This is a genomic window from Pseudomonadota bacterium, assembly GCA_039818985.1.
In the GTDB taxonomy this organism is placed as follows: domain Bacteria; phylum Pseudomonadota; class Alphaproteobacteria; order Sphingomonadales; family Sphingomonadaceae; genus Alterisphingorhabdus.
The window spans coordinates 553,283-578,726 of record JBCBSU010000001.1 but is presented as its reverse complement, the minus strand read 5'-3'; the positions used below and the strand labels follow the sequence as shown (position 1 = coordinate 578,726).

Here is a 25,444-nt window from a genome sequence, read left to right as displayed (position 1 = left end):
CAAGGTCCAGTGGGGTTTTGAAGAATTCTTCCTCCCTGCTTGCGCGGAGGATTTATATCGCCTCTGGCCCATCCGCGCCGAGCACATAATCGCAGCACAGCGCCCGTGGATCATCGCTGCTGTCGAGCGCCGCAATGGTACGCCAGCCTTCGGCACGCAATGCCATGGCGGCGGCCCGGTCATGGCCCAGCGGCAAGAAGATGCGCTTGTGCGTCACCTGACCAATACCGGCGGCGACCAGCGCATCGGGATAGAGCGAAAAGCCGGTGGCGACTTCATCTTCGCCATGGGTGACCGAGTTTTTCTGCGACCGGATGGTATAGGTGCCGCCGCGGCCCAGTGCCGAAGGGAAGCCTTCGGCATAGAGGGTGAAGCCGAGCCAGCTCTGATATTCAAAACCATGCAGTTCGCTCGGGTCGAGCATCAGCGTCACATCGTCTGCCAGCGGCGCTGCTATCTGCTGCAGCGCCTCGATACGGCTGGCCAAGGCACCTCCGGCATCTATTGCATCAAGCCGTCCCAGTGCCTCGTCAAGCGGACCCAAGGCATAGAGCAGCGGGATATAGGCTTCTGCATCCAGCGCCGCGAGGCCACCGGCATCCTTGGTATCGAGTTCGCGCTGCACCGCCGCGACACTTCTCTCATCGGCCAGCGGAAATGCTTTGGCCGCCAGTGTCGGCACCAGATCCGGCAGGGTGAAGTCGACAGTGATATTCTCGAGCCCCACCGCTTTCAGCGCTTCGACCGCGAGGCTGACCATCTCCACCGCGGCGGCAACGGTGTCGCGGCCGATCAGCTCGGCCCCAATCTGGAACTTTTCGCGTTCGGGGTGCAGTTGCCCGGCGCTCAGTGTCATCACCGGCCCGGCATAGGACAGACGCAACGGTCGCGCCCGATCGGCCAGCCTGGTGGTCGCAATCCGCCCGACCTGAACCGTCATGTCCGAGCGCAGCGCCAATGTGCGCAGCGATTTGGGATCAACCGCGCGCACCATCCGGTCCTTGGCATAGCCATCAGTGCGGAAAGCGAGCGAACGCTCATATTCCATCAGCGGCGGTGCCACCCGCTCATAGCCATAGGACGCCAGAACGGCGAGATAACGCTGAGTCAGCAGCGCCGCTGCCTCGGCATCGGGCATCAACCTGTCGCGCAAGCCTTCGGGGAGAAGATCAGGATTCATGGCGCAGTCCTTACTCCCCCCCTGAGCCAAAAGGCAACTCTCTCACTCTAAGCGTCATTGCGAGCGTAGCGAAGCAATCCAGGGCAACACGCACCCGCTCTGGATTGCCGCGTCGCTTCGCTCCTCGCAATGACGGATTAACCAAAGCTCAGCGCTTTGACCTCTTTCACACCCGGAATCTGGCAGACATTCCACAGCACCGGCTCTTCGACGCGATTGTCGATCGAGAGCAGCAGCGCCGCATCACCGCCGGGCTCTGCATCGCGGCGTCCCAGGTGGAAGGTGCCGATATTGACATTGGCCTCGCCCAGCGTGGTGCCCAGCCGCCCGATAAATCCCGGCTCGTCGCGGTTGACGATATAGAGCATATCACCGGTCAGATCGGCCTCTACGGTTACGCCGAAAATCTCCACCAGACGCGGCCGGCCATTACCGAACAGCGTGCCGGCAACCGATTTGACGCCTTCATCGGTGGTGACGCTAACGCGCACCAGCGTGTGATAATCGCCTTCGCGGTCATGCCTAACCTCGCGCACATCCAGCCCGCGATCCTTGGCGAGGAATGGCGCATTGACCATGTTCACACTGCTCGAATAGGCGCGCATCAGGCCCGCAAGGACAGCAGCGGTGATCGGCTTCTGGTCAAGCTCGGCCGCAGCGCCCTCGACTTCAATCGAAACGCCCTGCACCTTATCGCCGAGCAACTGTCCAGCCAGTGCGCCGAGCGCGGTTGCCAATTCCATATAGGGTTTCAGCTTGGGCGCCTGTTCGGCCGACAGGCTTGGCATGTTGAGCGCATTGGTAACACCGCCCTTGACCAGATAATCCGCCATCTGCTCGGCCACCTGCAGCGCCACATTGACCTGCGCCTCGCTGGTCGAAGCTCCAAGGTGCGGGGTGCAGATCAGGCCCTCGGTGCCGAAAAGCGGGTTTTCCTTGGCTGGTTCCTCGGCGAACACATCCAGCGCTGCGCCGGCAACATGGCCCGATTCCAGCGCTTCTTTCAAAGCCCCCTCATCGATCAGGCCGCCTCGCGCGCAATTGATGATCCGCACGCCCTTTTTGGTCTTGGCCAGTGCCTCGGCATTCAAAATGCCGCGCGTCTGGTCGGTCAATGGGGTGTGCAGAGTGATGAAATCGGCGCGTTCCAGCAGTTCGTCGAGCGTGACCTTCTCGATGCCGAGTTCCACCGCGCGTTCGGGCGTCAGGAACGGGTCATAGGCGATGACCTTCATCTTCAGGCCCAGCGCGCGCTCGGCGACGATCGAGCCGATATTGCCTGCACCGATCAGGCCCAGCGTCTTGCTGGTCAATTCGACGCCCATAAATTTCGACTTTTCCCATTTGCCCTCTTGGGTTGAGGCATCAGCTTTCGGCAGCTGACGCGCCAGTGCGAACATCATTGCGATGGCATGTTCGGCGGTGGTGATCGAATTGCCAAACGGCGTATTCATAACCACCACGCCTTTGGCCGAAGCGGTGGGAATGTCGATATTGTCGACACCAATCCCGGCGCGGCCAATGACTTTCAGGTTGGTTGCGGCTTCGAGAATATCCGGCGTAACCTTGGTCGCGGAACGCACCGCAAGACCATCATAATTGCCGATAATTTCCTTCAACTCTTCCGGCGTCTGACCGGTGATAACGTCAACTTCACAGCCATTTTCACGGAAAATATCGGCGGCTTTGGGGTTCATTTTGTCAGAGATTAATACTTTGGGCATGATGAAATCCTTTTTGGGATTTCGTCATCCCGGACCTGATCCGGGATCTCGGGCGTCTGGGCTGAACCGCTCCATAATGTCGCACGAGATTCCGGCTTTCGCCGGAATGACGAGACTATGGGGAATTAGGCGGAAAACTCGGCCTGGACCTTGGCATAGGCCCATTCGATCCAGGGCAGCAGACGCTTGATGCTTTCATGGTCCACGGTCGCACCGCACCAGATGCGCAGGCTTGGCGGCGCATCGCGATAGCCATTGAAATCATAGCCAATGCCCATCTCTTCGAGCATCGAAACGATTTTCTTCGGCACTGCGGCCTGATCTTCCTCGGACAGGCTGTCATACCAGTCGCCCTGAAACACCATGCAGACACCGGTATTGGTGCGTTTGGCCGGATCAGCCACCATGTTGCGCAGCCAAGGCGTCGCCTCGATCCAGTCGAGCACGACCGCAGCATTGGCATCCGCCCGCGCATGCAGCGCTTCAAGGCCGCCGATGGATTCCGCCCATTCGAGCGAGGCGATATAATCTTCGGTCGCCAGCAAGGACGGGGTGTTGATTGTCGCGCCTTCAAAGATTGCTCGATTCAGCTTGTCGCCCTTTTTCAGGCGGAACAGCTTGGGCAGTGGCCATTCGGGATCATAGCTCTCAATCCGCTCGATAGCGCGAGGCGAGAGGATCAGCATGCCATGCGCGGCCTCAGACCCCATGACCTTCTGCCAGCTATAGGTGGTGGCATCGAGCTTGGGCCAGTCCATAGGCTGGGCAAAAACAGCGCTGGTGGCGTCGTTGATGGTGACACCTTCGCGATCCTCGGCGATCCAGTCGGTATTCGGGATTTTTGCGCCCGATGTCGTGCCGTTCCAGGTGAAAACGATGTCATCGCCCTTGTCGATGGTGGTCAGGTCGGGAATTTCGCCATAATCGGCATTCAGGACGGTCAGATCCTTCAGCTTGAGCTGTTTGACCGCATCCTGAATCCAGACATTGCCGAAGCTCTCCCAGGCAGCGACCGTCGCCGGACGCGCCCCGAGCATGGTCCACATGGCGCATTCCAGCGCACCGGTGTCCGAACCGGGCAAAATGCCGATCAAATAATCATCGGGAATGCCGAGGATTTTCCGGCTCAGGTCAATGGCGTATTTCAGCCTGCCCTTGCCGGTCTTGGAACGGTGCGAGCGCCCAAGCGATTCGGTCTTCAGAAGGTCAAGCGACCAGCCGGGGAATTTGGATGTAGGTCCAGAGGAAAAAAAGGGTCGTTCAGGGCGGAGCGTCGGCTCCGCCGGTACAGTATTGCTCATAATATTCTCTCCTTGCAGAGAGCACGCGCGGCGTTGGGACCGCGTGGCCCGTTGACGGCATTAAGCGTCTGCGGTTGCGGGGGCAAGGAGGAATTTTATCACTGCGATGCGTTACAGCTGATCACGTTGGTTAAGACAGATTTACCAACATATAAAGTATTTGGTCATTCCATGATGATAGGGCGACAGATGCAACCCCGGGATTCACATCCCCCGAACAGGAAAATGAAACAGCAATGAAGCGGCTCACGCGCGAGATTCTCAGCTATTGGCTGATAATTCTGCCAGCATCGGTGCCGTTGGTTGTCGAGCAGAATCTTTACCGCCAGACCCTTATCCAGTGCCTTTACATTGCGCTGGTTACCGCCATCATTGCAATGATCCAGCGTCGGCGGATTGCGGAAAAATATCGGCGCCAGCGCAGCAACCAGCAGGCAATTCGCGCGGTCAGCCTGATCGAGGATTTCGAGCGGCGCGGCCTCGGCTGGTTCTGGGAGACCGACCGGCATGGCAATCTCACCTATATCTCGGCCCCGGTGGCGGAAAAGATCGGCAAGACTGCCGATGAACTGATCGGCCTGCCGTTCAAGGACCTGATCGCCAAAGACGTCACACATGATGACGATCGCGAGGAGCGGACGCTGGGCTTCCACCTGTCCTCGCGCACTTCGTTCAGCGACCTGTCGCTCAAAACCGCATCGGATGCAGAGCGCTGGTGGTCGATTTCGGGTAATCCGATTGTCGACAGCTATGGCAATTTCCGCGGCTTTCGCGGCAGTGGTACCGACCTGACCGGCATCCGCGAATCGCAGGACGAAATCCAGAAGCTTGCGCGCTATGACACGCTGACCAGCCTGCCCAACCGGTTGGAAATCAACCGCTCGCTCGAAAAGGCACTGCGTGGCCCGATGGGCAAGACTGCACCATGCGCGCTTTTCCAGCTCGATCTCGACAGGTTCAAGCAGGTTAATGATACACTGGGTCACCCCGTCGGCGATGAACTGCTGAAACAGGTAGCAGAACGTCTGCTCCAGGTGGTGGGCAATGACGGACAGGTCGGACGCCTGGGCGGTGACGAATTTCAGGTGGTGGTGCCGAAGTACAACCATCAGAAGCAGCTGGCGCAAAAGGCCGATGCGATCATTGAAAAGCTGTCCCAGCCCTATAGCATCTCGGGCAGCCAGATACGTATCGGCGCCTCTATCGGCATCGCCATATCGGACGAGAAATCGAATACCGCCCCGGCGCTGGTGCGTAATGCCGACCTGGCGCTCTATGCCGCCAAGGATGCCGGCCGCGGCGCCTTCCGCTTCTATGAGTCGGACATGCACAGCCGGGCGTCGGAACGCCAGGCACTGGAAAATGACCTGCGCGAAGCGCTGAACCGCAACGAGCTGTTCCTTGTGTATCAGCCGGTGATCAACGTCGCGACCGAGACGATCAGCGGCTTCGAGGCATTGGTGCGCTGGCGGCATCCGGTGCAGGGAATTATCAGCCCCAAGAAATTCATCGCCATTGCCGAGGAAGCCGGGCTGATCTCGCAGATCGGGGAGTGGATCATCCGCACCGCCTGCGCCCAGCTGGCGCTATGGCCAAGGGATATCCGCGTTGCTATCAACGTTTCAACGGTACAGTTTGCCACCGGCAATCTGCCGCTGGTGCTGACCAACGCCCTGGCCGCAAACAAGATACGCCCCAGTCAGCTCGAGCTGGAAATCACCGAAAGTGTGTTCCTCGACGAACGCGAGAGCAACATCGATACCTTTAACCGTATCAAGCGGCTCGGTGTGCGGCTGGCGCTGGATGATTTCGGCACTGGCTATTCAGCACTCGGCTATCTGAAGCGCGTTCCCTTCGACAAGATCAAGATCGACCAGAGCTTTGTCCGCGGCGCAACCCAGCGCGGCAATATGAACTCGGCGATCATCACCTCAATCGTCTCACTGGCCAATGCGCTGGATATGGACACCACGGCGGAAGGCGCGGAGACGCTCGACGAGCTCGACCTTGTGCGTGAACTGGGCTGTTCGCACATTCAGGGTTATATCTATGGCAAGCCAATGCCGGGCAAGGACGCCACGGCGCTGTTGGCCAAAGAGGGTCGCAAGCTCGAACCGCAGGGCTTCCGCACCAATCGGGAAAAACGCCACCGCACCTATCGCAATATCCGCATCTGGCATGACGGCATGGAATATCCGGCTCTGGCGCGCAATGTATCACGCCACGGCATCATGGTCGATGGCGGGCCGGTGCTCGATACCGGGGATGTCGTCACCGTGATTTTCGATGAAACGCTGATGCTCGACGCCGAGGTGCGCTGGTCAGAAGGGATACACAACGGCCTCGAATTTCACGGCGTCCTCGACCTGTCGAAGCTCGGCAAGGAACAGCAACCGCTTACCAATGATCTGGGGGTCAATATCAAGGACCCGCACATGCGTCGGCTGCGCGGGGTGTGATCGGCAGTCTGATCTGCTCAGGGCGTTAGTCGGCCTTGCGGAACAGCACCTTGCCGCCGCGCTTGGTGACCAGCAGCTTCTCCAGCGTCACCGGATGAAAATAGGCTTCGACACGATCACCTTCGGGCGTGGTGCCATAAACTTCGTAGCAGCCGCCATCGACCTTCGACTTGCGCACCTGCCAGCCCTCCGCCTTGAGCTTGGCCTCCAGCCGCTCGCGGCTGGTCCATCCGGATTCGGGGCCGGCTTCGCATTTCATCTTGCCGGTTGCGTGCGCGGGTTCGCTCACAGCGACCTGCATCGCGGTCGCGGCTGCCACCGCCATCATCGCCTGGGTAAACTTCATAATCTTCCCTCTTCCTTCGGGCTCGTCTCCGTTTTCAGGCCGACATATTCCCCTGTCGCCATGAACCGGAATTGAACCGCCTCTTTCTCCAGCTAAGCACAAGCCTGGCGATTTCCAATATCAATAGTGGAATAAAATGCGCCGCCGCAGCGCGCCACTCATTATCGACAAAGACCCAGTGGATCGCGACCAGAATCGCCGCGCCATAGACCAGGCGCTGCAAACGCTTCCAATGACGTTTCATGATTTTTTGTGCGCTATTGTTGCTGGTCAACGCCATGGCGAACATGATTGCAAGGGCAGCATAGCCGGTCCAGATGGAGAATTGCGCCGCATCTTCGATCACCAGGTCGATACCGCCGGAGAATGCCTCGAAATCGATCAGATAGACCATCAGGTGCAACGCGCCATAACCAAAAGCAGCGACTCCGATGGCGCGACGCCGCTGCATCAGCCATTCGGTCCAGCCTCGGCGACCGAGAATCGCCCGCAACGGGCTGACCGCCATCGCCGCGATCATCAGTCGTACCGACAATTCGCCGGTACCATGTTCGAGATCAAAGGCTAGTGCCGGATCGAAACCACTGGCGGTGAGACGCCACAGATAGATCATTGCGGGCACCGCCAGCAGCGCCCAGAAGACATGGATATTGCCGATCAGCCTGCGCATCGGCGCTGCCTAGGGCATAATATGCGGTTATGCCAGAATTTGATCGCCACTGACCGGTTCAAAATCCCATGCAGCTGCAGGTTAACCATATCCGCTCGGCTGGGGTTAAGGCCAATATGGTTAAGAAGGCGGTGATGCCGTTACGACAATCCCATATGCCGCACCCGCATGGACGCATGATGCTGCTCGCACCTTTGGCGGCGCTGCTGCTCGGCGGCTGCGGCGCCATACCTCAGGTCGCAGGACGCAGTCAGGACGCGCCGCCACGCCCGGCCAGTGCCTCGGCACCGTCGGCACCGGCAGCGCGTATCGCTGCCAGCGGGCCGCTGCGCCAGTGTCACAGTGAATTGCAGAAGGCACAAGTCCAGTTCACACCGCTGCCTGATCGCTATCTTAATGGCGGCTGCACCCAGCTGGGCGCAGTGCGTATGGCCAGCCTTGATCTCAGCCGCTTTGTCCGTGGTGCCGGACGGCTGAATGTTGCCAATCTGGGCCCGGTCACCTGTCCTATGGCGCAGCGCTTTGCGCGCTGGGCGCAATATGGCGTCGCCCGCGCCGCACGCCAGATTCTTGGCAGCGATCTGGTCGAGATCGAGACCTTGGGCAGCTATAATTGTCGCAAAATTGCCGGTAGCCTGCGCCTGTCGCAACATGCCCATGCCAATGCCATCGATGTTGCCGCCTTTGTGCTGGCCGATGGTCGCCGCATCACGGTGAAGAATGGCTGGAATGGCAGCCGCGCCGAACGCAAGTTCCTGCGCACCGTGCATGGCAGCGCCTGCAAGCGCTTCGGCACGGTGCTCGGTCCGGAATTCAACGCTGCCCACCGCGACCATCTGCATCTCGACATGGCCAAAAACAAGAATTTCTGCCGCTGAATATCCTGGTCAGGGTCAATCGGTCATTGCCCAAAGCGCCGCGCGCGCCTAACTGATGCGCATGACAAAAAAGGATTTGCACGAGCGCCGCTTCCGCCGCGCTGCCGAAGACGCCCGCAGCGCCGATGAGGTGCTCTCTACCCCGCAAACCAGCGATCCGGCCTATATGCTGGCATTTCGCGACACCGATTTTCTGCTGCGCGAGGAATTGCGCCCGGTGCGGTTCCAGCTCGAACTGCTCAAACCGGACATGCTGCTCGACGAGGCAGGTATCGGCTCGACAATGGTATTTTATGGTTCGGCGCGAATTCCCGAACCATCCAAGGCTGAAGCCATGCTGCGTTCGGCCAAGACGCCGCAGGAAACCCGGGTTGCCGAGAGACTGGTAGAAAAAGCAAAATATTATGATGAGGCGCGCCAGCTGGCACGACTGGCCAGCAATTGCGAGCAGACCGAGGACGGCAAGCGCCAGTTTGTTGTCTGCTCCGGCGGTGGCCCGTCGATCATGGAGGCCGCCAATCGCGGCGCCGATGATGTCGGCAAGGAGTCGGTCGGCCTCAATATCGTGCTGCCGCACGAACAGGCCCCGAACAGCTATGTTACACCGCATCTCTCGTTCCAGTTTCACTATTTCGCGCTGCGGAAGATGCACTTTTTGCTGCATGCCCGCGCGGTGGCCGTATTCCCCGGTGGTTTCGGCACACTGGACGAGTTTTTCGAGCTGTTGACGCTGATCCAGACCGGCAAGATGGAACCGATACCGATCCTGCTCTATGGCAAGGATTTCTGGAATCGCATCGTCAACTTCGAAGCGCTGGCCGAGGAAGGCACGATTTCCCATCGCGATCTCGCGCTGTTCCAAATGGTCGAGACCGCCGAGGAAGGCTGGACCATGATCCGCGAATATTACGGGCTGGATTGCAGTTAGGGCCTAGCAGAACTCGCGCGCCATTTCTTCGTCGCGCGCCGTCGCTGCAGCCAGTGTTTGCGTGACCAGCCGCACCAGCGCCTCGTCCTGATCGAGTATATTCAGCCCAGCGCGGGTCACCCCGCCAGGGCTGGCGACCTGGTCCGCCAGCATGCCCGGATCATATTCCGAGCCCGCCGCAAGCTGCGCCGCTCCCTCGACCATTGCCAGCGCCATGCGCTGCGCCTTTTCCGGAGCGATGCCTGCCGCCTCGGCGCCCTGGCTGAGGGCATCGATAAAGCGGAACAGAAAGGCCGGACCCGATCCCGCCAGCGCAGTGGCAGCGTGCATATCGCTCTCCTGACCGAGCCAGTTGAATTGGCCGAGATACCGCATCATCACCGCCACCTGGGCACGAATGGCATCGTCATCGCCATTGCCGATAAAGCCGGTGCTGACCGATTTGCCGATGCCCACTGCCATATTGGGCATCACCCTAACCACTGCTCTTGCCTCTGGGAAACGCGCCGCAAGCGCCGCATGCTTTACTCCGGCGAGGATCGAGAGAACCACCGTATCCCGCCCGGCCAGCGCCCGGACCCAGTCGGCGACTTCGCCAAGTTTCTGCGGCTTGACGCCCAAAAGCAACCATTCGGGTAGTGGTGTGTCATCGGGCCATTGCCGATGCACCGCAATATCGCCCGGCCCGTAATCGCGGTTCGGGCTGATGAGCGTCACCCGCTGTTTCGGCAGCCCGGCATCGAGCCAGCCGCGCAGCATCGCCCCGGCCATATTGCCGCAGCCGATGAATCCGATTGAGCGGGGGAACGGGTCGGTAAAGGGCATGCATACCTCCGATACAGCGAAATCCGGAAGCTGTTTACGCTTCGCCCATGGTATCAATCAGTGCATTGGCGAGCGCTTCCTGCGGGCTCTTATCACCCCAGAGAATGAACTGAAACACCGGGTAGAAACGGTCAAATTCGCTGAGCGCGGTTTCGACCAGCGTCTGTGCCTGTTCCAGCTCGAGCAGGCCGTCATCGCCGAGCATCAGGCCATGGCGATAGAGCAGCATGCCGTTATTCGACCAGAGATCGAAATGGCCGAGCCACAGCTGCTCGTTGATCAGCCCCAGCGCCTCATAAATCGCTTGCCGCTTGTCATCGGCGATCTTGAGTTCGGGGAGCAGCAACAGCTGCAACACATTGTCTTCCTCGCGCCAGATCGCACGCAGCGAATAGCGCGTCCAGTCGCCCTTTATCTCCGCCGCGATTTCATCATCGCCATCGCGCTCGGTCGGCCAACCGCGCGCCTCGAACAGCGCGACCAGCATCTCCATTGGCGGGGCTTCCTGGCTGTCGAGGTCGATCTGGTCGGAAATCATCATAAGGTCATCCAATTGGGGAGTGTGACGACACATTGGGGCCTTGGCCTAATCATGGCTTAACCATGCGCCGGGATAGGACACAAAGGCAAGCCGTCCGGCAATTTCGCCGGGGACAACTGGAAAAGGCTGTTGAAAGGCTGTTGAAAAGCTGGGGCTGTTTATACGCTAAACGGTTCAGCTATCGCTCTTTTTTGCCGCGGTGCTGCGGCGGGCAGCCTTGGGCTTGGCGGCAGCCTCCAGTTCGGCGACGCGTTGCTTCAGCGCTTCGGCCTCTTCGCGAGCGGTTGCCGCCATCTGCTTGACCGCGTCGAATTCCTCGCGACTGACAAAGTCCATGCCGGCAAACCACTGTTTCGCCCGCTCGCGCGCGCCTTCACTGGCCTCACGCCCCATGCCGGCAAATGTGCCAGCCGCACCGTTCATGATACGGGCGAAATCGGCGAATAGCTTGTTGTCACTCTGCATGGGATCGGTCTTCCGTCATTCGATTGATCTCGTCATTATATGGGCAGGTCAGCGTTTGAAACAAGCCATATTGACGGGTGAGCCGGTTGGTTATTGCGGCGGTGGCAATGATTGTGATGGCGGCAACGCACCACCGCTCTGACTGGCTGGAACGATCAGCGTTTCGGCATCGGGATTGAGCGTGTCAATCTGCTTGTTGAGGATCGAAGCAAAGCAAAGCCAGGCGAGATAGGGCACCATAAGCCACGCCGCCAGCGCCCGGATTCGCCCGAACATCAGCGTCGTGATCATCGCCAGCACGAAGATCGCCAGCAGCAGGTAAAACGCGCTCGTTACCTGGTGCATGCCGAAAAAATAGAGCGACCAGAACAGGTTGAGCGCCAGTTGTGCAACCCAGAAGCCGACCGCGACCCAGCGCATCGGCGCATTGCGTGCATTCAGCACCAGCGACACAGCAAAGCCGATCATGACATAGAGCACGGCCCAGGCCGCGCCAAAGGCCCAACCAGGCGGCTGGGCATCGGGCTTGACCAGCGCCGCGAACCAGGGATTATCCTCGCCCGTCCCGGCAATCTGCGCCGAGGCAAAGCCAAGCAGCGCTGTCAGTGGCACGATGAACAGCGCCCAGCGCCAAAAGGCCATGCGCAATTGCCCCGGTGATGCCAGTTCGTTCATATCCGTCCCTCATCCACGCATATATACTTTCATTCGGTCTTAGGAAGAACCGAGCGATTGTGCCAGTTTGCTAAGCATCTTTTCCCGTGCCTTGTTTCCGTGCCGCGACGAGAAACTCGACATTGCCGCTGGGCCCAGTGATCGGGCTGGTGGTTACCCCCGCCACCTCCCAACCATGATCCTCCAGCCAGGTGCAGACCCGGTCGCAAACAGCCTGATGCAAGGCCACATCGCGCACCACCCCACCCTTGCCGACCTGGTGCCGTTCAACCTCGAATTGCGGCTTGATCAGCGCCGCCGCCCAGCCGCCCGCACGGACAAAGCCGAGCGGCACCGGCAATATCTTTTCCAGCGATATGAAGCTGGCATCGCATACCGCAATGTCCAGCAGCTCGGGAATATGCTCACCAGTCAATATCCGCGCGCTGGTCTGCTCATGCACGATCACCCGTTCATCCTGACGCAGCTTCCACGCCAGCTGGTTGGTGCCGCTGTCGACGGCATAGACCCGCTTCGCCCCGCGCGACAGCAGCACATCGGTAAAGCCACCGGTCGATGAACCGATATCGATCGCGGTCATGCCGGTGACATCAAGGTTGAAATGATCAAGTGCATGATCGAGCTTGAGCCCACCGCGCGACACCCAGGGGTGATCACGCCCACGCACCTCCAGCGGTGCATCCTCAGGCAATTGCTGGCCCGGCTTGTCGATGCGCTGCTCGCCGGAAAACACCAGGCCTGCCAGCAGCAATGCCTGGGCCCGACTGCGGGTTTCGGCCAGTTCGCGTGCCACCAGCATCTGGTCAACGCGCTGTTTCCTGATCTTGGGGGACTTTGCCATGGTGCCGACGCCATGGGCACATATCGGGGCAAAGTTCAAGCTTGAGAGATGATCCGCAAAGCGCCATCATATGCCCATGATCCGCGCCCTGATGCTCTTCACCTCGCTCTCCGTCGCCGCTTTTGCCATGCCACAGGCTACGCCCGAAGCGATATCGCAACCCGAAGCCGTACCACAATCGGCAGGGACACAAACCACGCTGCCCGAACCGCCCGCCGACTGGCGCATCTGGCCGCGCGTCAATGGCGCGTGGAGTTTTGACAGCCGCAAGGCGGAACTGACCGACGGTATTGGTCGCGCCGTCATCACCATTCGCTGTGACCGACAGGATGATGCGGTTTACCTGACGCGGCATCTGGTGATCGGCGACGGCAATGCGCTGACACTGATGACCAGCTTCAACGAATGGACCATCGCCGGGACCCGTGAAGGCCATGACGACGATGCCGATATCCGCATCAGACTGCCAAAAGATGACCGGTTGCTCGACCAGATTGTCTATAGCCGCGGCTATTTCGGGGTGCGGACCCCGGCTAATCAGGCGGTGCGTATCCCCGCCGCGCCGGAGATAGCGCGCATCGTCGAACAGTGCCGCGCATAGTCACAGCCTAAGCCATTGCGAAGATTGCAAAAGTCGCAGTTTAGCGGCGTTTTTCGGTTTTGCGGAAGATGCGTTTCGGGTTCAATCAGCGCGAATTCCGATTATTGTCCGCAAAAAAAATTAAATCAAGTCTTGTTGTCTGACTCGCAATGATTCACCTTGAGTCTTGTCAGGCAGTAGCGGTCCAAAACGGACGATTAAAGCGAGGGCAAGGCAATGGTTTCCATACAAGCGAAAGGAGGTGATCCGATGTCTCATGGTTCAGCAAAGAGGTCGGAGAAGTCCATTCGTGGAGATGCCTTTTAACCGGTCTTTCAAGGACCAAAAGGCATAGTCACGAAGGCGGCACTTCCGGCCGCTGACCATGCGATGGGCCGTGCGCTTGTTCCTGCAGGGACGAGTCACGGCCCCTCTCATTTTGGCTCGCAGGAAAGACGGCCGTTAGCCATCATTGAGCATACAGACAGAAGGCTCTGGCAGCAGGCCATTTTCCAGAAAGCCCTGCACCGACGCGGTAAAGCATTTTGGTGCGGTCATCAGGATGAAATGCGGCGCGCCCTTGATGGTGGTCAATCGGACTCGGCCGACAGCCCCGATGCGCCTCACATTCGCCTGCGCGCCGGGATAGGCGGTTTTCGGGTCGAGATCACCGTGGAGAACAAGCATGGGTGGTATACTCCCCGGCAATCGGGCAAAATACTCATCGCGGTCATAGCTCGGAATCCCGCCTGCAAGCAGCAATGAGGGCAAGGGACTGGCGAAGAGATAGGCCGCTTCCTCTGTTGCAATCTGCTCTGCCGTCAGGTCCGGGCGCGGATTATTCTCCGAGCGGCTGATCAGGCTGACCAGCGGCACCGAGGAAAAGCCCTGCTTAAAGGGGGCAAACTTCGCGCCAAGCCCGGCAAGCCGCGCCTTGGCATGTTCCAGCCATGCCGGATCACCAACACGCAATCCGGCAATGACATAGGGCAGCATCGCCCGGGTCTCTGGCAGGTCGAGCAGGCTGGAAAGGGTATATTTGGGCTTCGGACCGAGCATCTCCACCACTGCCGGATCGGCAAGCAGTGCCTCTAATTCGGTCACTACCGGGCCGGCAAAAAGTTTGCGGCACGCGTCGTCCTGCTCGCAATCGCTCAGCGCCTGCCGACCGACCATATCGGTCACGGCCGAGCGATGGCTGAGATCCCATTGTGTGTCATCTTCGGGCGGGATGACGGAATCGAGGATCACACCGTCGAGATTGTCCGGCGGTGCGATGGCCAGCGTCCGCAGCACCAACTGGGTGCCATAGGAGACGCCATAGAGGTAGCGCTTCTGGCCATTGTCGTGACGCGCCATGAGCAGTCTCAGATCATGCGCCGCATTGGAGATGGTGAAAGCCTTGGTGCGTGCGGCATTGGCGTTGAGGGCACCAAAGCAACTGCCCCATTCTGCGCCTGCCAGAGCCGAGCCGCCATCGCTTTCGGGGTTTTCTTCCTCGGGGCACAGCCGGGTGGAAAAGCCAGTGCCGCGATGGTCGGGAATGAACAGATCAAAGCCCGGCGCCGCTGCACGGATGGTGTCAATAAAGGGATAGAAGGATGCACCCGATTCTCCCGGACCGCCGGCCACCAGCCAGAGCTGACCCCGGGGATGGCCATCGGTCGGAAATTTTCGGACGAAAAGCCGGATATCCTCATCGCCACTCCTCTTATGGTCCAACGGAACCGTCACGGTGGCGCATAATGTGCCGTTTAGTACCGGATGTACTGCGGCATCTTCGCAGACGGCAAAATCGCTGGGGGCCGACACCGGTCTATCATCCTGGGCGAAGGAAGCCGGGGCGAGAAAAAGAGCAAAGGCAGGCACCATAAGACGCATGAGCGGTTTCATGAGCTTCTCCGGATTTGATATAGAAATAAATCAGTCAACTATGGAATGAGGATAGAATTCAGCGGTCGCGCAGCTTCTCGCCGAGATCGCTGACCAGTTCGCGGTCCTCCTCGGGCACCAGCCCTTCGAGCACACGCCAGAAACCAGTGACGCTCTCCTGCCCCGCTGCGGCATAGGCGCTCGACAGGCGCACGCGCAACGCATCGAACAGCTCAGCCTCGAGCCGCTCACCCTCAGCTGTCAGCCGCAACAGCTTCTGCCTGCGATCGACAATACCCGGACGCGTCTGGATCAGGCCGCGCCGCTGCAGCTCGGTCAGCACCCGGCCGAGCGACTGTTTGGTGATCGCCAGCAGCCGCAGCAAATGGCTGACGGTCAGGTCCGGCTCGCGTGCGATGAAATAGAGCGCCCGATGATGCGCCCGGCCCAGGCCCTGTTTGGCAAGGCCTTCATCGATGGCGCGGGTCAGCCGGGTATAGCCGAAATAGAGCAGCTCCATGCCGCGACGGATTTCCTCCTCACGCAGGAACATGGGTGAAGCGGCCGGGGCAGCAGGTGCCGGAATACGGGCAGATGGGTCAGTCATATTGACGTAATCTGCCAGCGCGCATAGAGGATTGCAACCTCAAGCGGCGATAGCCAATTGCTATGATCATGCAACGGCGATATGGCTTCGCTAAAGGCATAATCCTGGCACTAAAAACCACCCGTCCACAGGCCGCGGCCTGCAAGGAATACGGGGCAGAAGGAGCAGGACAGATGGCGCAACAGCCCGATTTTACCATTCACCCCAATAGCGACCCCATGCCTGCCGCAGAGCGCGAGGAGCGATTGAAGAATCCGGGTTTCGGTACGCTGTTTACCGATCATATGGCGCTGGTGCGCTATACCGAACGCAAGGGCTGGCACGACGCCGAGATCAGCGCCCGGCGGCCGCTGTCACTCGACCCGGCAGCGGCGGTGCTGCATTATGCGCAGGAAATCTTCGAAGGCATGAAAGCCTATAAGCAGGTCGATGGATCGATCGCGCTGTTCCGCCCCGAACAGAATGCCCGCCGCTTCCAGCGCTCGGCCGAACGCATGGCGATGCCGCAATTGCCCGAGGAGATTTTTCTCGACTCGATCACCCGCCTGACCGAAGTCGAGCGCGACTGGATCCCGCCGCAGGAAGGCGGGGCATTGTATCTCAGGCCCTATATGTTCGCCAGCGAGGCCTTTCTCGGCGTCCGCCCGGCAAAGGAATATCTCTATCTCGTGATCGCTTCGGCGGTCGGCGCCTATTTCAAGGGCGACGCACCAGCGGTCACCATCTGGGCCTCGCAAAATTATTCGCGCGCTGCGCCCGGCGGCACCGGTGCCGCCAAATGCGGTGGCAATTATGCCGCCAGCCTGCCGGCCCAGGCCGAGGCGATCGCAGCGGGTTGCGACCAGGTGGTGTTTCTCGACGCCGCGGAAAAGCGCTGGGTCGAGGAACTGGGCGGCATGAACCTGTTCTTCGTGTTCGATAATGGCGAGGTCATCACCCCGCCTCTAACCGGCACCATTCTCCCCGGCATCACCCGTGATTCGCTGATCCAGCTGCTGCGTGACGAGGGGCTGACGGTGCGCGAAGAGCCCTATGCTTTTGAAGACTGGCGCAAGCATAGTGAATCCGGGCAACTGGTCGAGACCATGGCCTGCGGCACCGCGGCGGTGGTAACAGCCGTCGGCACCGTAAAATCGGTCGATGGCGATTTCACCATTGGCAGCGGCGGACCGGGGCAGATCACCGAGAAAATGCGCGCCCGGCTGGTCGATATCCAGCGCGGATCGGCCCCCGACCCGCATGGCTGGGTGCGCCAGATCGGTTAGAACCGTATTGACGTGAAAATCGGCTGATCGGGGTCTTGCCCCTGTGACACAAAGCCGATAAGAGCGCGTTCACCGATGGTTATGCGCGGTTGCGACGGGCCATCTGCCAGCCAGATACAAGGCTGGCTGCTGGGGTGTAGCCAAGTGGTAAGGCAGCGGTTTTTGGTATCGCCATTCGCAGGTTCGATCCCTGCCACCCCAGCCATTCTTTCCTGAAACTGACACTGTCCGCAAGCGGAGAATATTTACCCCACAAAGGCCCGTTCAATCACGAAATCGCCGGGCTTGGAATTGGCGCCTTCCTCGAAGTTCAGTCCTTCGAAATACTCCGAGAACTGCTTGATCATATCCATACTGCCGCACATCATGATGCGGTCATTCTCCGGGTCGAATTGCTTGTCGCCAACAGCGAACAGCGTGCCGTCTTCGATCAGCTTGTCGATGCGGACAGTGTTGCGGAATTCCTCGCGGGTCACGGTCGGGACATAGTGGAACTGGCTTGCAGCCTCTTCCGAGATCAGCGGATCGTCCGCCAGCCGCGATTCCAGCTCGTCATAAAAGGCTAGATCGCTGACCTGACGCACGCTGTGGGTCAGGATGATATGGTCGAAACGCTCATAGATGTCCGGGTCACGGATGATCGAGAGAAACGGCGCCAAGCCGGTGCCGGTGGAGAGCAGGAACAGCCGCTTGCCGGGGCGCAACGCCTCGGACACCAAAGTGCCGGTGGGTTTGCGGCCAAGATAGAGCTGGTCGCCGGGCTGGATATTCTGCAATCGCGAAGTCAGCGGGCCGTTGGGCACCTTGATCGACAGGAATTCGAGCTCTTCAGCATAGGCTGGATTGGCCACCGAATAAGCACGCACCAGGGGCTTGCCATCAATCGGCATGCCGATCATGACAAACTCGCCCGAACGAAAGCGAAAGCTGCGCGGACGGGTGACGGCGAAGCTGAACAGCCCCTCATTCCAGTGCTTGACCCACAGAACTTCGACGGTTTCAAACGCCTTGGACTCGGGGATCAGCATCGGCGTTCTGGTTTCCATATCCATTTTTTCTTACCTGCACGCATATTATTCGGAATCGGCTTTGCGACGCTGCATATAGTCGCATTGGCGGCAAAAGCGATTATAAATATTCTACGCCCGCCCATGGCGCAGCTTTGTAATGCTGAGAGGGACAACCAGCTTGGCAGTCCTATATATTAGGGCAAGGGCTCGCCGCGACTGGCGACCAGCACATCATACCATTGGTCGCGAGTCCATTGCATCGACAGCGCTCTGGTCACATCGGCAATACGCTTGGCATTTTGCGATCCGATAATCGGGATCACTTTCGCCGGATGTGCCATCAGCCAGCCCATGGCGGCGGCGGCGACTGAGACGTTCTGGTCATCGGCAATGCTTTGCAGTGCCGCAGTGACCTCCTGTTCGTGCGCTGTTTTCGGCTGGATCAGCCGCCCACCAGCGATAGGCGACCAGGCCAGAACCGCGATACGGTGCTGCATCGCCTGGTCAAGCTGGCCGTCCTCTATCGGCTGCAGGTGCAGCGGCGAGAATTCGGGTTGCGTTGTCACTAGTGGAGCATTCAGAAATTCGCGCAGCGCATTGATCTGGGCTGTGGTGAAGTTGGAAACGCCAATAGCGCGCACCCGACCGCTGGCCACCATCGAGTCGAGCGTAATAGCCAGCTCCTGGGGGTGAGTCAGGATATCCGGGCGATGGATCTGGTAGAGATCGAGATAGTCGACATTGAGCCGTCTGAGCGAGGCATTGAGCGCCTTGTCGAGATAGTCGCGCGAGCTGTCATAAGGCACTGGCGGGGTGATGCCGCCCTTGCTGGCCAGCACCATGCGCTGGCGCAGTGAAGGATTGAGGGCAAAGACCTGCCCCAACAACTCCTCGGCCGCACCGAAGCCCTGCTCGCCAAAGCCGTAAATATCGGCGGTGTCGAACAGGGTGATGTCGCTGTCCAACGCGGTTTCCACCAGATGCTGTGCCTGCTCCACACCCTGTCCGGCAAAGCGCCACATGCCCCAGGCCATTGGGCTGACGGAAATATCTGTCCCTGTGAGGGTGTAGGGTGCGCTGTCTATGCCGAAATCTATCATGTCCTTGCGATGCCGACAGTCCTGGCCGCCGTCAAGGGATCAGACTAGCGGCTCCGCTTTGCCTTGGCGGTGCAGTTTGTGCATAACCATCGCGATGCTTAGGGGAAGCAGCCTTGTTCTTGGTGCCGTGTCTGCACTGCAGATAGTGGCCTGCCCCGCATTGGCGCAGGATGATCCAACAGCAACCGATGGCGGTCTCACACTGTCGGGCGAATATCGTATCCGCGCCGAGGGGCTGAACAACCGTTTCCGCGCCAATGCCAGTGACGATAGCGGGATTGTCGTCCAGCGTACCATCGTAGCAGCCGAATATCGCAGCGGTGATTTTGTTATCGGCGCCGAACTGATGGACAGCCGCGCGCTGATCGCCGACAGTCTCGTCCCGATTGGTAATGATGATGTCAATCCGCTCGACCTGTTACAAGGCTATATCGGCTATCGCGGCAGCGACGTTCTGGAGCGCGATGACAGGCTGGCGCTCACCGCCGGGCGCATAACGATGAATATCGGCAGTCGCCGCCTGATCGCGCGCAACGGCTTTCGCAACACCATCAACAATTTCACCGGGCTGCGCGCGACCTGGGACCGCGCCAATGGCAACCGGGCCGAGATCTTCTATATGTTCCCGGTCAATCGCCGCCCCGGAGACCCGGCCCGGCTGTTCGACAATGAGCTGGTACTCGATGAGGAAAGCGGCAATCTGCGCTTTTACGGCGCGCGCTATGTCGCCGGGCTGGATGCCGCGAACACCGATCTGGAACTGTTCGCCTATGGCCTGGACGAGGAAGACAGCGTCGCACGCGCCAGCCGCGACCGGTCTATCTGGACCCTGGGCGGCCGATTGCACCGCGCGCCCGCTCCCGGCAAGGTCGATTTCGATATCCAGGCCGCCTATCAGTTCGGCCGCTCGTCGCTTTCCGCTGCGGCAGCCACGCCCCGGCTCGACCATGATGCCGGCCTGGTCCAGGCGATTATCGGCTATAGCTTCGGCGATGGCTGGAATAGCCGCATCGGCATCAGCTATGATTTTGCCAGCGGCGACAACGATCCGCTCGACAATCGCAACAACCGTTTCGACACCCTGTTCGGTGCGCGCGGGCAGGATTTCGGCCCGACCGGCATTTACGGCCTGTTGGCACGCAGCAATCTCAATGCACCCGGCATGGTCATCACCACTCATCCCGGTAAGCGATTGCGCCTTACAGGCCGCTATCGTCCAGCATCGCTGGCATCACGCCGCGATGTTTTCACCACCGCCGGCGTTGCCGATCCGAGTGGCGCGGCGGGTGACTTTATCGGGCACGAATTTATCGGGCGCATTCTGTGGCGACCCTTTGGCGACAATGTACAGATCGAAATTGGCGGGGCATGGCTGAGCAAGGGCCGGTTTCTAGAACAGGCCCCCAATGCACCAGCACAGGGCAATGTCGCTTATGGCTTTGGCCAGATTCACTGGACCTTTTGAAACGATATCGAAACGACTTGCCAATGCAGTAGCGCAACTGACTTGTAGAGCAAGGCAGCAATGTAAATGCATGTAACGCAAAATGTAAATGCTGGTAACTTGCAGTGTTGCTGGCTGGATTCGCCACCATGTCGGGGTGTAATAGAGTATATAGAGCAACAATAATTTACATCATTTAGGACGAAAGACCTGATCCATGCGTATTGCCATTGCCGATGATGATCCGGAAATCATTACATTTTTATCCAATATCATTGAGGATATGGGTCATGTTTCGGTCTCTTTCTCGGATGGCGACAAACTTGCTTCGGCACTATTGCGCGACACCTTCGACCTGATTCTCGTCGATTGGAACATGCCGGGCAAGACCGGCATCGAAATTGTAAACTGGGTGCGCGACTCGATGGATGAGCCGCCGGCGATCATCATGATGACCAGCCGTTCGGCCAAACAGGACATTTCCGATGCGCTCAACGCCGGGGCCGATGACTATATCACCAAGCCCGAGGACGAGACCGTCATCGCCGCGCGCATTGCCGCGATCTTGCGCCGCTCGGCACCCGCTAATGCCATGGCCAAGACGGTGACCTATGGCCGTTACACCTTTGACCGCATGGAGCAGGAAGTCTCGTTCGACAGCGAGACGGTCAAACTGACATCGAAAGAGTTCGACCTCGCCGAATTGCTGTTCCGCAACCATGACCGGACATTGTCGCGCGCCTATATCATGGAGACGATCTGGCGCACCAATGCCGATCTCGCAACGCGCACCCTCGACATGCATATTTCGCGGTTGCGCTCGAAATTGTCGTTGCGTCCGGAAAACGGTTTTCGGATTTTCACGGTCTTCGGCTATGGTTATCGTCTGGAGACGATGAAAGAGACCGAAACGGTGGGCACATAAGCAAGATGCAATTTGCTGTCATGAAATCCATCCATCCGGGCGACGGGCCTGCAAGCTGATGCAGTTGCGGCTGCCCCATGTGCTGATCGTGCTGATCGCGCTGCTGATAGCGATCATTCCCCTGGCGCCCAGCTTTGCCAAGGGCGATGCCGGCAGTGACGACAGTGTTCGCTATACTGTCGAGCCCGGCGATACGCTGATCGACCTGGCCAGAGACTATTTTCGCCAACCACAGGATTACCGGGCGGTGCAAAAGCTGAACCGTATTGCCAATCCGCGGCGCATACCTGTGGGGATGATACTGACCATTCCCTATGATCTGCTGAAATATCGTCAGGAGACGGCACAGGTCGCAGCCTTTCGCGGCATGGCGCGTATTTCCGCTGATGGACAGGGCGCACGCATGCCTGAGCTGAACCAGACTATCAGCGAAGGTACCGGACTTGCCACCGGTGCCGCCTCTTCGCTGTCGCTGGCGGTTAGCGATGGCTCGATCCTGACCATGCCATCGAACAGCGTGATGCGCATTACCCGCTTGCGCCGGATCATCCTTACCGACAGCCTTGACTTTGAATATGCCCTGGACAAGGGCGCGCTGCGCTCGATAGCCGCGCCTGCCCGCAACAGCGAGGACCGCTTCCGTGTGCGCACCCCTTCGGCGGTCTCTGCGGTCCGCGGCACCGATTTCCGTACCCGCTTTGACGATGGCGCCAACCGGTCCTTCGCCGAACTGGTCGAAGGCGGCCTTGATGTTTCCGCCAGCAGTGGCGACAGCGCCCGTCTCGAACCCGGTTTCGGCGCCACTATCGGCGCCGCCGGCCTCAACACCGAGCCACTGCTGACAGCACCAGAAGTTGCGCAAGGCAGCGGCATTCAGCGTGATCCGCAACTCACCTTCCGCGTCGATACCCTGCCCAGTGCCAGCGCCTATCGTCTGCAGATCGCGCGCGACAGCAGCTTTATCGATATTGTCGAGGATGTGCAGTCAGATGGGACCAGCTTCACTCTGGATGCGCTTGAGGACGGCAACTATTTTGCCAAATTCACCGCAATTGCCGCCAGTGGCCTTGAAGGGCTGCCGGCCAATATCGCCTTTCGCCGCCGACTCAACAGCGTCAGCGGATCGGCAGGACCAAGCGATGACGGTTTTCTGTTCCGCTGGCTTGCCCTGGGCAGCGGCGAGCGACGCTATCGCCTGCAGATATTCGCCGACAATGACGCGGCACAGGCGCCAATTGTCGATGAGGCAGGTCTTGTCGAAAGCGGTATCAGCCTGTCCGATCTGCCCGCTGGAGAATATCGCTGGCGCGTTGGCACGATCGCATTTTTTGAAGGCGAAAGTGAACAGGTCTGGACTGAATTCCAGACGCTGCGCATCGATGCCGACTAGGCACAGTAACCCCGGACAGAGGCTATCGACAGCAATGTGCGGTAGCGCCGATCCGGGCTACAGGCTATAGCCCGCTCGCCATGACACTGCGCACCCGCCTTATTGCCGAATGGCTGCTGATCGCATTGTTTTCCAGCCTGCTGGTAACGGTGCTGATCCTTGGCGGATGGACCCAGCGGCTCGACAATCTGTTCTATGATATCGGGCTTTCCTTTCAGAGTATCGATCCGGCAGACGAAATCATTGTTGTCGCCATCGACGAACCCAGCCTGGCGCGTGAAGGCGGCTGGCCCTGGTCACGGGACCGCTATGTGCCGCTGCTCGATACGCTGGGTGAAGCCGGTGCCGCTGCTGTCGTCATCGATGTTCTGTTCACCGAACCCGACAGCAGTGTTGGCATCCCCAATGACGCTGCAGACCAGGGCACCCATCCCGATCAGCAATTGGCCGACGCGATGCGGCGTAATGGCCGGGTGCTGCTGCCGCTGCAGTTTTTGCGTCCGGGCAGCAATGGACGGGACCAGGACCGGATAGAACCGGTCGAACCGATATTCGGTGCCGCCGCCGGTACCGGCCATGTCGAACTGCCCACAGACGATGATACGGTTGTCCGGCGCGTCGCCCTGTGCCTCGATAAAAATGCAGACCGAAAGACCCGGCACCTCATGGTCAAAGCGCTCAACCTGCTGCGCAGCGATAGCGGGCAAGCTGCACTCGACCCGGCCTGTGACAAGACAGTTGCCATGCCGTTCCTGCCGGCATCGGCGTTCCGCACCATATCGTTCGGCAACGCTGCAAAGGGCGAAGTACCCAATGCCTTTTTTGCCGACAAGATCGTGCTGGTGGGTGTCACCGCATCGGGTCTGGGTGACCGGCACCGCATACCTGCAGTTCGCGGCGAACTGGCCCCCGGCACCATCGTCATGGCCAATGCGCTCAACGCGCTGATACAGGATCGTTTCATTGCCCCTGCTCCGGTCTGGGCCCAGATCGGACTGGCACTGCTACCCTTGTGGATATTGCTGGCGATGCTGTGGCGCGCCCGGCCCTGGACCATCATCATCCTCGCGCTGGTACTGCTCGCTCTGACGCTCGCGGCCAGCTTCGCGCTGTTGCAGATGCAGATATGGTTCGCGCCGGTGGCAACGCTGTTCGGGCTGATCCTGGTCTATCCTTTATGGGGCTGGCGGCGGCTGCAGGCCGCAAGCGACTATATGGGACGCGAGCTTGACCGCATGGACGATGGTGTCGCCGAAGTGCCGATCATCGACCGCCGCTTCCGCCCTGCGGATATCGTCACCGAACAGGCGGAGAAGCTCGCCAATGCCATTGCCCGGTTGCGCGACATGCGCCGCTTTGTCAGCGATACGCTGGCCAATCTGCCCGACCCGATGGTGGTGATCGACGAGGATGCACATATCGTCATGGCCAATGCCGATGCCGAGCAGATGCTGGGGACCGGGCTGGTGGGTGAGGATGTGCGCCAGCGGCTCACCGTATTGGCGCGAGCCGATGCGCGGCAACCGCTACTCGACCATATCGCCTCGGCCGAACAAAGCGATGAGGAGAGCGTATTCGAATTCCGCACGCGCCAGGACCAGCATTATGCGATACGGCGCAGTCCGGTGCTGTCCGACAATGGCGAACAGCTCGGTACGATCTTCTATTTTGCCGATATCACCGATATCCGCCGCGCCGGGCGCGAACGCGAAGAGGTGCTGCAGCTATTGTCACACGATATGCGCGGACCGCAGGCGGCTATCCTTGCCCTGCTCGACCAGAATCGCAGCCAGACGCCGGATACATTGCGCCACCGCATTGCCCGTCAGGCGCGGCGCACCCTCTCGCTCGCAGACAATTTCGTCGATATTGCGCGGATGACGGCACAGCCCTTCACACCGGAAGACATATTATTCGCCGATCTGGTAGCCGAAGCGAGTGAGGACCTCTGGCCGCTCGCCTCGGCGCGTGGCATCCGCTTTACCCTTGACGACCAGAGCGGCGCCGCCTTTATCGCCGGTGAGCGTGCCAGCCTGTCGCGCGCCTGCATCAACCTGTTCGACAATGCGGTGAAGTACAGCCCGGACAATGGCACTATCCGCGTCACCATCGACCGTATTGCCATTGGCACGATCGATCACGTCCGTTGCATCATCGAGGATGAAGGCGAAGGGATTGACAAGCCGATCATGGACCGGCTGTTCACTGCCTTTGCCAGCACCGGCGATACCGGCAAAGCTGGTAAGGTGACCGGCATCGGCCTGGGCCTGCACTATGTCCAGACGGTGATATTGCGCCATGGTGGCGAGGTCTCCGCCGACAATGCAACCGATGGCGGCGCACGCTTCACCTTGTTACTACCGATGCTGGCCGAACAGATGGAAGAAGCGGCCTGAGCCTGAATTTTCGCGGCTATTG

The 25,444-nt window shown here is 59.6% G+C and carries 23 protein-coding genes and 1 tRNA gene; 10 read left to right on the top strand and 14 right to left on the bottom strand.

Translation table 11 applies throughout. The annotated features are described in order from the left end of the window. Window positions 1–52: 52 nt before the first annotated feature. The 3 genes from AAFX04_02655 to AAFX04_02645 form a co-directional block, all read right to left on the bottom strand. Window positions 53–1,180, bottom strand: coding sequence for an ATP phosphoribosyltransferase regulatory subunit (locus tag AAFX04_02655; protein MEO1044321.1), 1,128 nt, complete (start codon window positions 1,178–1,180; stop codon window positions 53–55). A 137-nt stretch (window positions 1,181–1,317) separates the two neighbouring features. After that, window positions 1,318–2,904, bottom strand: coding sequence for a phosphoglycerate dehydrogenase (gene serA, locus AAFX04_02650; protein MEO1044320.1), 1,587 nt, complete (start codon window positions 2,902–2,904; stop codon window positions 1,318–1,320). Between the two features lie 125 nt (window positions 2,905–3,029). Continuing rightward, complete coding sequence (locus AAFX04_02645) at window positions 3,030–4,205, bottom strand: phosphoserine transaminase (GenBank protein ID MEO1044319.1); 1,176 nt, start codon at window positions 4,203–4,205, stop codon at window positions 3,030–3,032. A 236-nt stretch (window positions 4,206–4,441) separates the two neighbouring features. On the opposite strand from AAFX04_02645, the gene AAFX04_02640 reads away from it, so the two are divergent. Further along, the gene (locus AAFX04_02640; protein ID MEO1044318.1) at window positions 4,442–6,664 is read left to right on the top strand and encodes an EAL domain-containing protein; all 2,223 of its coding nucleotides are present in this window, start codon (window positions 4,442–4,444) and stop codon (window positions 6,662–6,664) included. Window positions 6,665–6,689: 25 nt separating this feature from the next. Here AAFX04_02640 and AAFX04_02635 read toward each other — a convergent pair whose 3' ends face one another. Next, window positions 6,690–7,010 (bottom strand): PepSY domain-containing protein, encoded by a 321-nt coding sequence (locus AAFX04_02635; GenBank protein MEO1044317.1) that lies wholly within the window; start codon window positions 7,008–7,010, stop codon window positions 6,690–6,692. A gap of 34 nt (window positions 7,011–7,044) precedes the next feature. After that, entirely contained in the window at window positions 7,045–7,680 is a 636-nt protein-coding gene (locus AAFX04_02630) for a ferric reductase-like transmembrane domain-containing protein (GenBank protein MEO1044316.1), read from the bottom strand. A gap of 68 nt (window positions 7,681–7,748) precedes the next feature. Between AAFX04_02630 and AAFX04_02625 the strand changes: the two genes are divergently transcribed. Then, window positions 7,749–8,558, top strand: coding sequence for an extensin family protein (locus AAFX04_02625; protein ID MEO1044315.1), 810 nt, complete (start codon window positions 7,749–7,751; stop codon window positions 8,556–8,558). Between the two features lie 61 nt (window positions 8,559–8,619). After that, the gene (locus tag AAFX04_02620) at window positions 8,620–9,486 is read left to right on the top strand and encodes an LOG family protein (GenBank protein ID MEO1044314.1); all 867 of its coding nucleotides are present in this window, start codon (window positions 8,620–8,622) and stop codon (window positions 9,484–9,486) included. 3 nt (window positions 9,487–9,489) lie between these two features. Here AAFX04_02620 and proC read toward each other — a convergent pair whose 3' ends face one another. The 5 genes from proC to AAFX04_02595 all read right to left on the bottom strand — a co-directional run bounded on the left by proC (window position 9,490) and on the right by AAFX04_02595 (window position 12,815). Then, entirely contained in the window at window positions 9,490–10,311 is an 822-nt protein-coding gene (proC, locus tag AAFX04_02615) for a pyrroline-5-carboxylate reductase (protein MEO1044313.1), read from the bottom strand. Window positions 10,312–10,345: 34 nt separating this feature from the next. Continuing rightward, the gene (locus tag AAFX04_02610) at window positions 10,346–10,852 is read right to left on the bottom strand and encodes a YbjN domain-containing protein (protein MEO1044312.1); all 507 of its coding nucleotides are present in this window, start codon (window positions 10,850–10,852) and stop codon (window positions 10,346–10,348) included. A gap of 174 nt (window positions 10,853–11,026) precedes the next feature. Then, the gene (locus AAFX04_02605; protein MEO1044311.1) at window positions 11,027–11,317 is read right to left on the bottom strand and encodes an accessory factor UbiK family protein; all 291 of its coding nucleotides are present in this window, start codon (window positions 11,315–11,317) and stop codon (window positions 11,027–11,029) included. Between the two features lie 90 nt (window positions 11,318–11,407). After that, window positions 11,408–11,992: a TspO/MBR family protein gene (locus AAFX04_02600; protein ID MEO1044310.1), complete on the bottom strand. Its 585-nt coding sequence runs from the start codon at window positions 11,990–11,992 to the stop codon at window positions 11,408–11,410. Between the two features lie 70 nt (window positions 11,993–12,062). Further along, complete coding sequence (locus tag AAFX04_02595) at window positions 12,063–12,815, bottom strand: TlyA family RNA methyltransferase (protein ID MEO1044309.1); 753 nt, start codon at window positions 12,813–12,815, stop codon at window positions 12,063–12,065. 94 nt (window positions 12,816–12,909) lie between these two features. On the opposite strand from AAFX04_02595, the gene AAFX04_02590 reads away from it, so the two are divergent. Further along, window positions 12,910–13,434 carry a hypothetical protein gene (locus tag AAFX04_02590; GenBank protein MEO1044308.1) on the top strand — a complete coding sequence of 175 codons (525 nt, stop codon included), beginning with the start codon at window positions 12,910–12,912 and terminating at the stop codon, window positions 13,432–13,434. 441 nt (window positions 13,435–13,875) lie between these two features. On the opposite strand, the gene AAFX04_02585 is transcribed toward AAFX04_02590, so the two are convergent. Then, window positions 13,876–15,306 (bottom strand): alpha/beta hydrolase, encoded by a 1,431-nt coding sequence (locus AAFX04_02585; GenBank protein ID MEO1044307.1) that lies wholly within the window; start codon window positions 15,304–15,306, stop codon window positions 13,876–13,878. A 58-nt stretch (window positions 15,307–15,364) separates the two neighbouring features. Further along, on the bottom strand, window positions 15,365–15,892 hold the full coding sequence (locus tag AAFX04_02580) for a MarR family transcriptional regulator (GenBank protein MEO1044306.1): 528 nt from the start codon (window positions 15,890–15,892) through the stop codon (window positions 15,365–15,367). Window positions 15,893–16,065: 173 nt separating this feature from the next. On the opposite strand from AAFX04_02580, the gene AAFX04_02575 reads away from it, so the two are divergent. Together AAFX04_02575 and AAFX04_02570 are read left to right on the top strand one after the other, a co-directional pair. Continuing rightward, window positions 16,066–17,157, top strand: a complete 1,092-nt coding sequence (locus AAFX04_02575) for a branched-chain amino acid aminotransferase (GenBank protein MEO1044305.1) — start codon at window positions 16,066–16,068, stop codon at window positions 17,155–17,157. Between the two features lie 130 nt (window positions 17,158–17,287). Then, a tRNA-Gln gene (locus tag AAFX04_02570) sits at window positions 17,288–17,362 on the top strand. Between the two features lie 40 nt (window positions 17,363–17,402). On the opposite strand, the gene AAFX04_02565 is transcribed toward AAFX04_02570, so the two are convergent. Both AAFX04_02565 and AAFX04_02560 read right to left on the bottom strand, forming a co-directional pair. Then, window positions 17,403–18,203 carry a ferredoxin--NADP reductase gene (locus AAFX04_02565; GenBank protein MEO1044304.1) on the bottom strand — a complete coding sequence of 267 codons (801 nt, stop codon included), beginning with the start codon at window positions 18,201–18,203 and terminating at the stop codon, window positions 17,403–17,405. Window positions 18,204–18,361: 158 nt separating this feature from the next. Beyond that, entirely contained in the window at window positions 18,362–19,201 is an 840-nt protein-coding gene (locus AAFX04_02560; GenBank protein ID MEO1044303.1) for an aldo/keto reductase, read from the bottom strand. 160 nt (window positions 19,202–19,361) lie between these two features. Between AAFX04_02560 and AAFX04_02555 the strand changes: the two genes are divergently transcribed. From AAFX04_02555 to AAFX04_02540, 4 genes are all read left to right on the top strand, one after another. Beyond that, entirely contained in the window at window positions 19,362–20,732 is a 1,371-nt protein-coding gene (locus AAFX04_02555) for an alginate export family protein (GenBank protein MEO1044302.1), read from the top strand. A 196-nt stretch (window positions 20,733–20,928) separates the two neighbouring features. Continuing rightward, complete coding sequence (locus tag AAFX04_02550; GenBank protein MEO1044301.1) at window positions 20,929–21,636, top strand: response regulator transcription factor; 708 nt, start codon at window positions 20,929–20,931, stop codon at window positions 21,634–21,636. A gap of 58 nt (window positions 21,637–21,694) precedes the next feature. Continuing rightward, the gene (locus AAFX04_02545) at window positions 21,695–23,026 is read left to right on the top strand and encodes a FecR domain-containing protein (GenBank protein MEO1044300.1); all 1,332 of its coding nucleotides are present in this window, start codon (window positions 21,695–21,697) and stop codon (window positions 23,024–23,026) included. A gap of 80 nt (window positions 23,027–23,106) precedes the next feature. Then, window positions 23,107–25,422, top strand: coding sequence for a CHASE2 domain-containing protein (locus AAFX04_02540; protein MEO1044299.1), 2,316 nt, complete (start codon window positions 23,107–23,109; stop codon window positions 25,420–25,422). Window positions 25,423–25,444 lie beyond the last annotated feature (22 nt).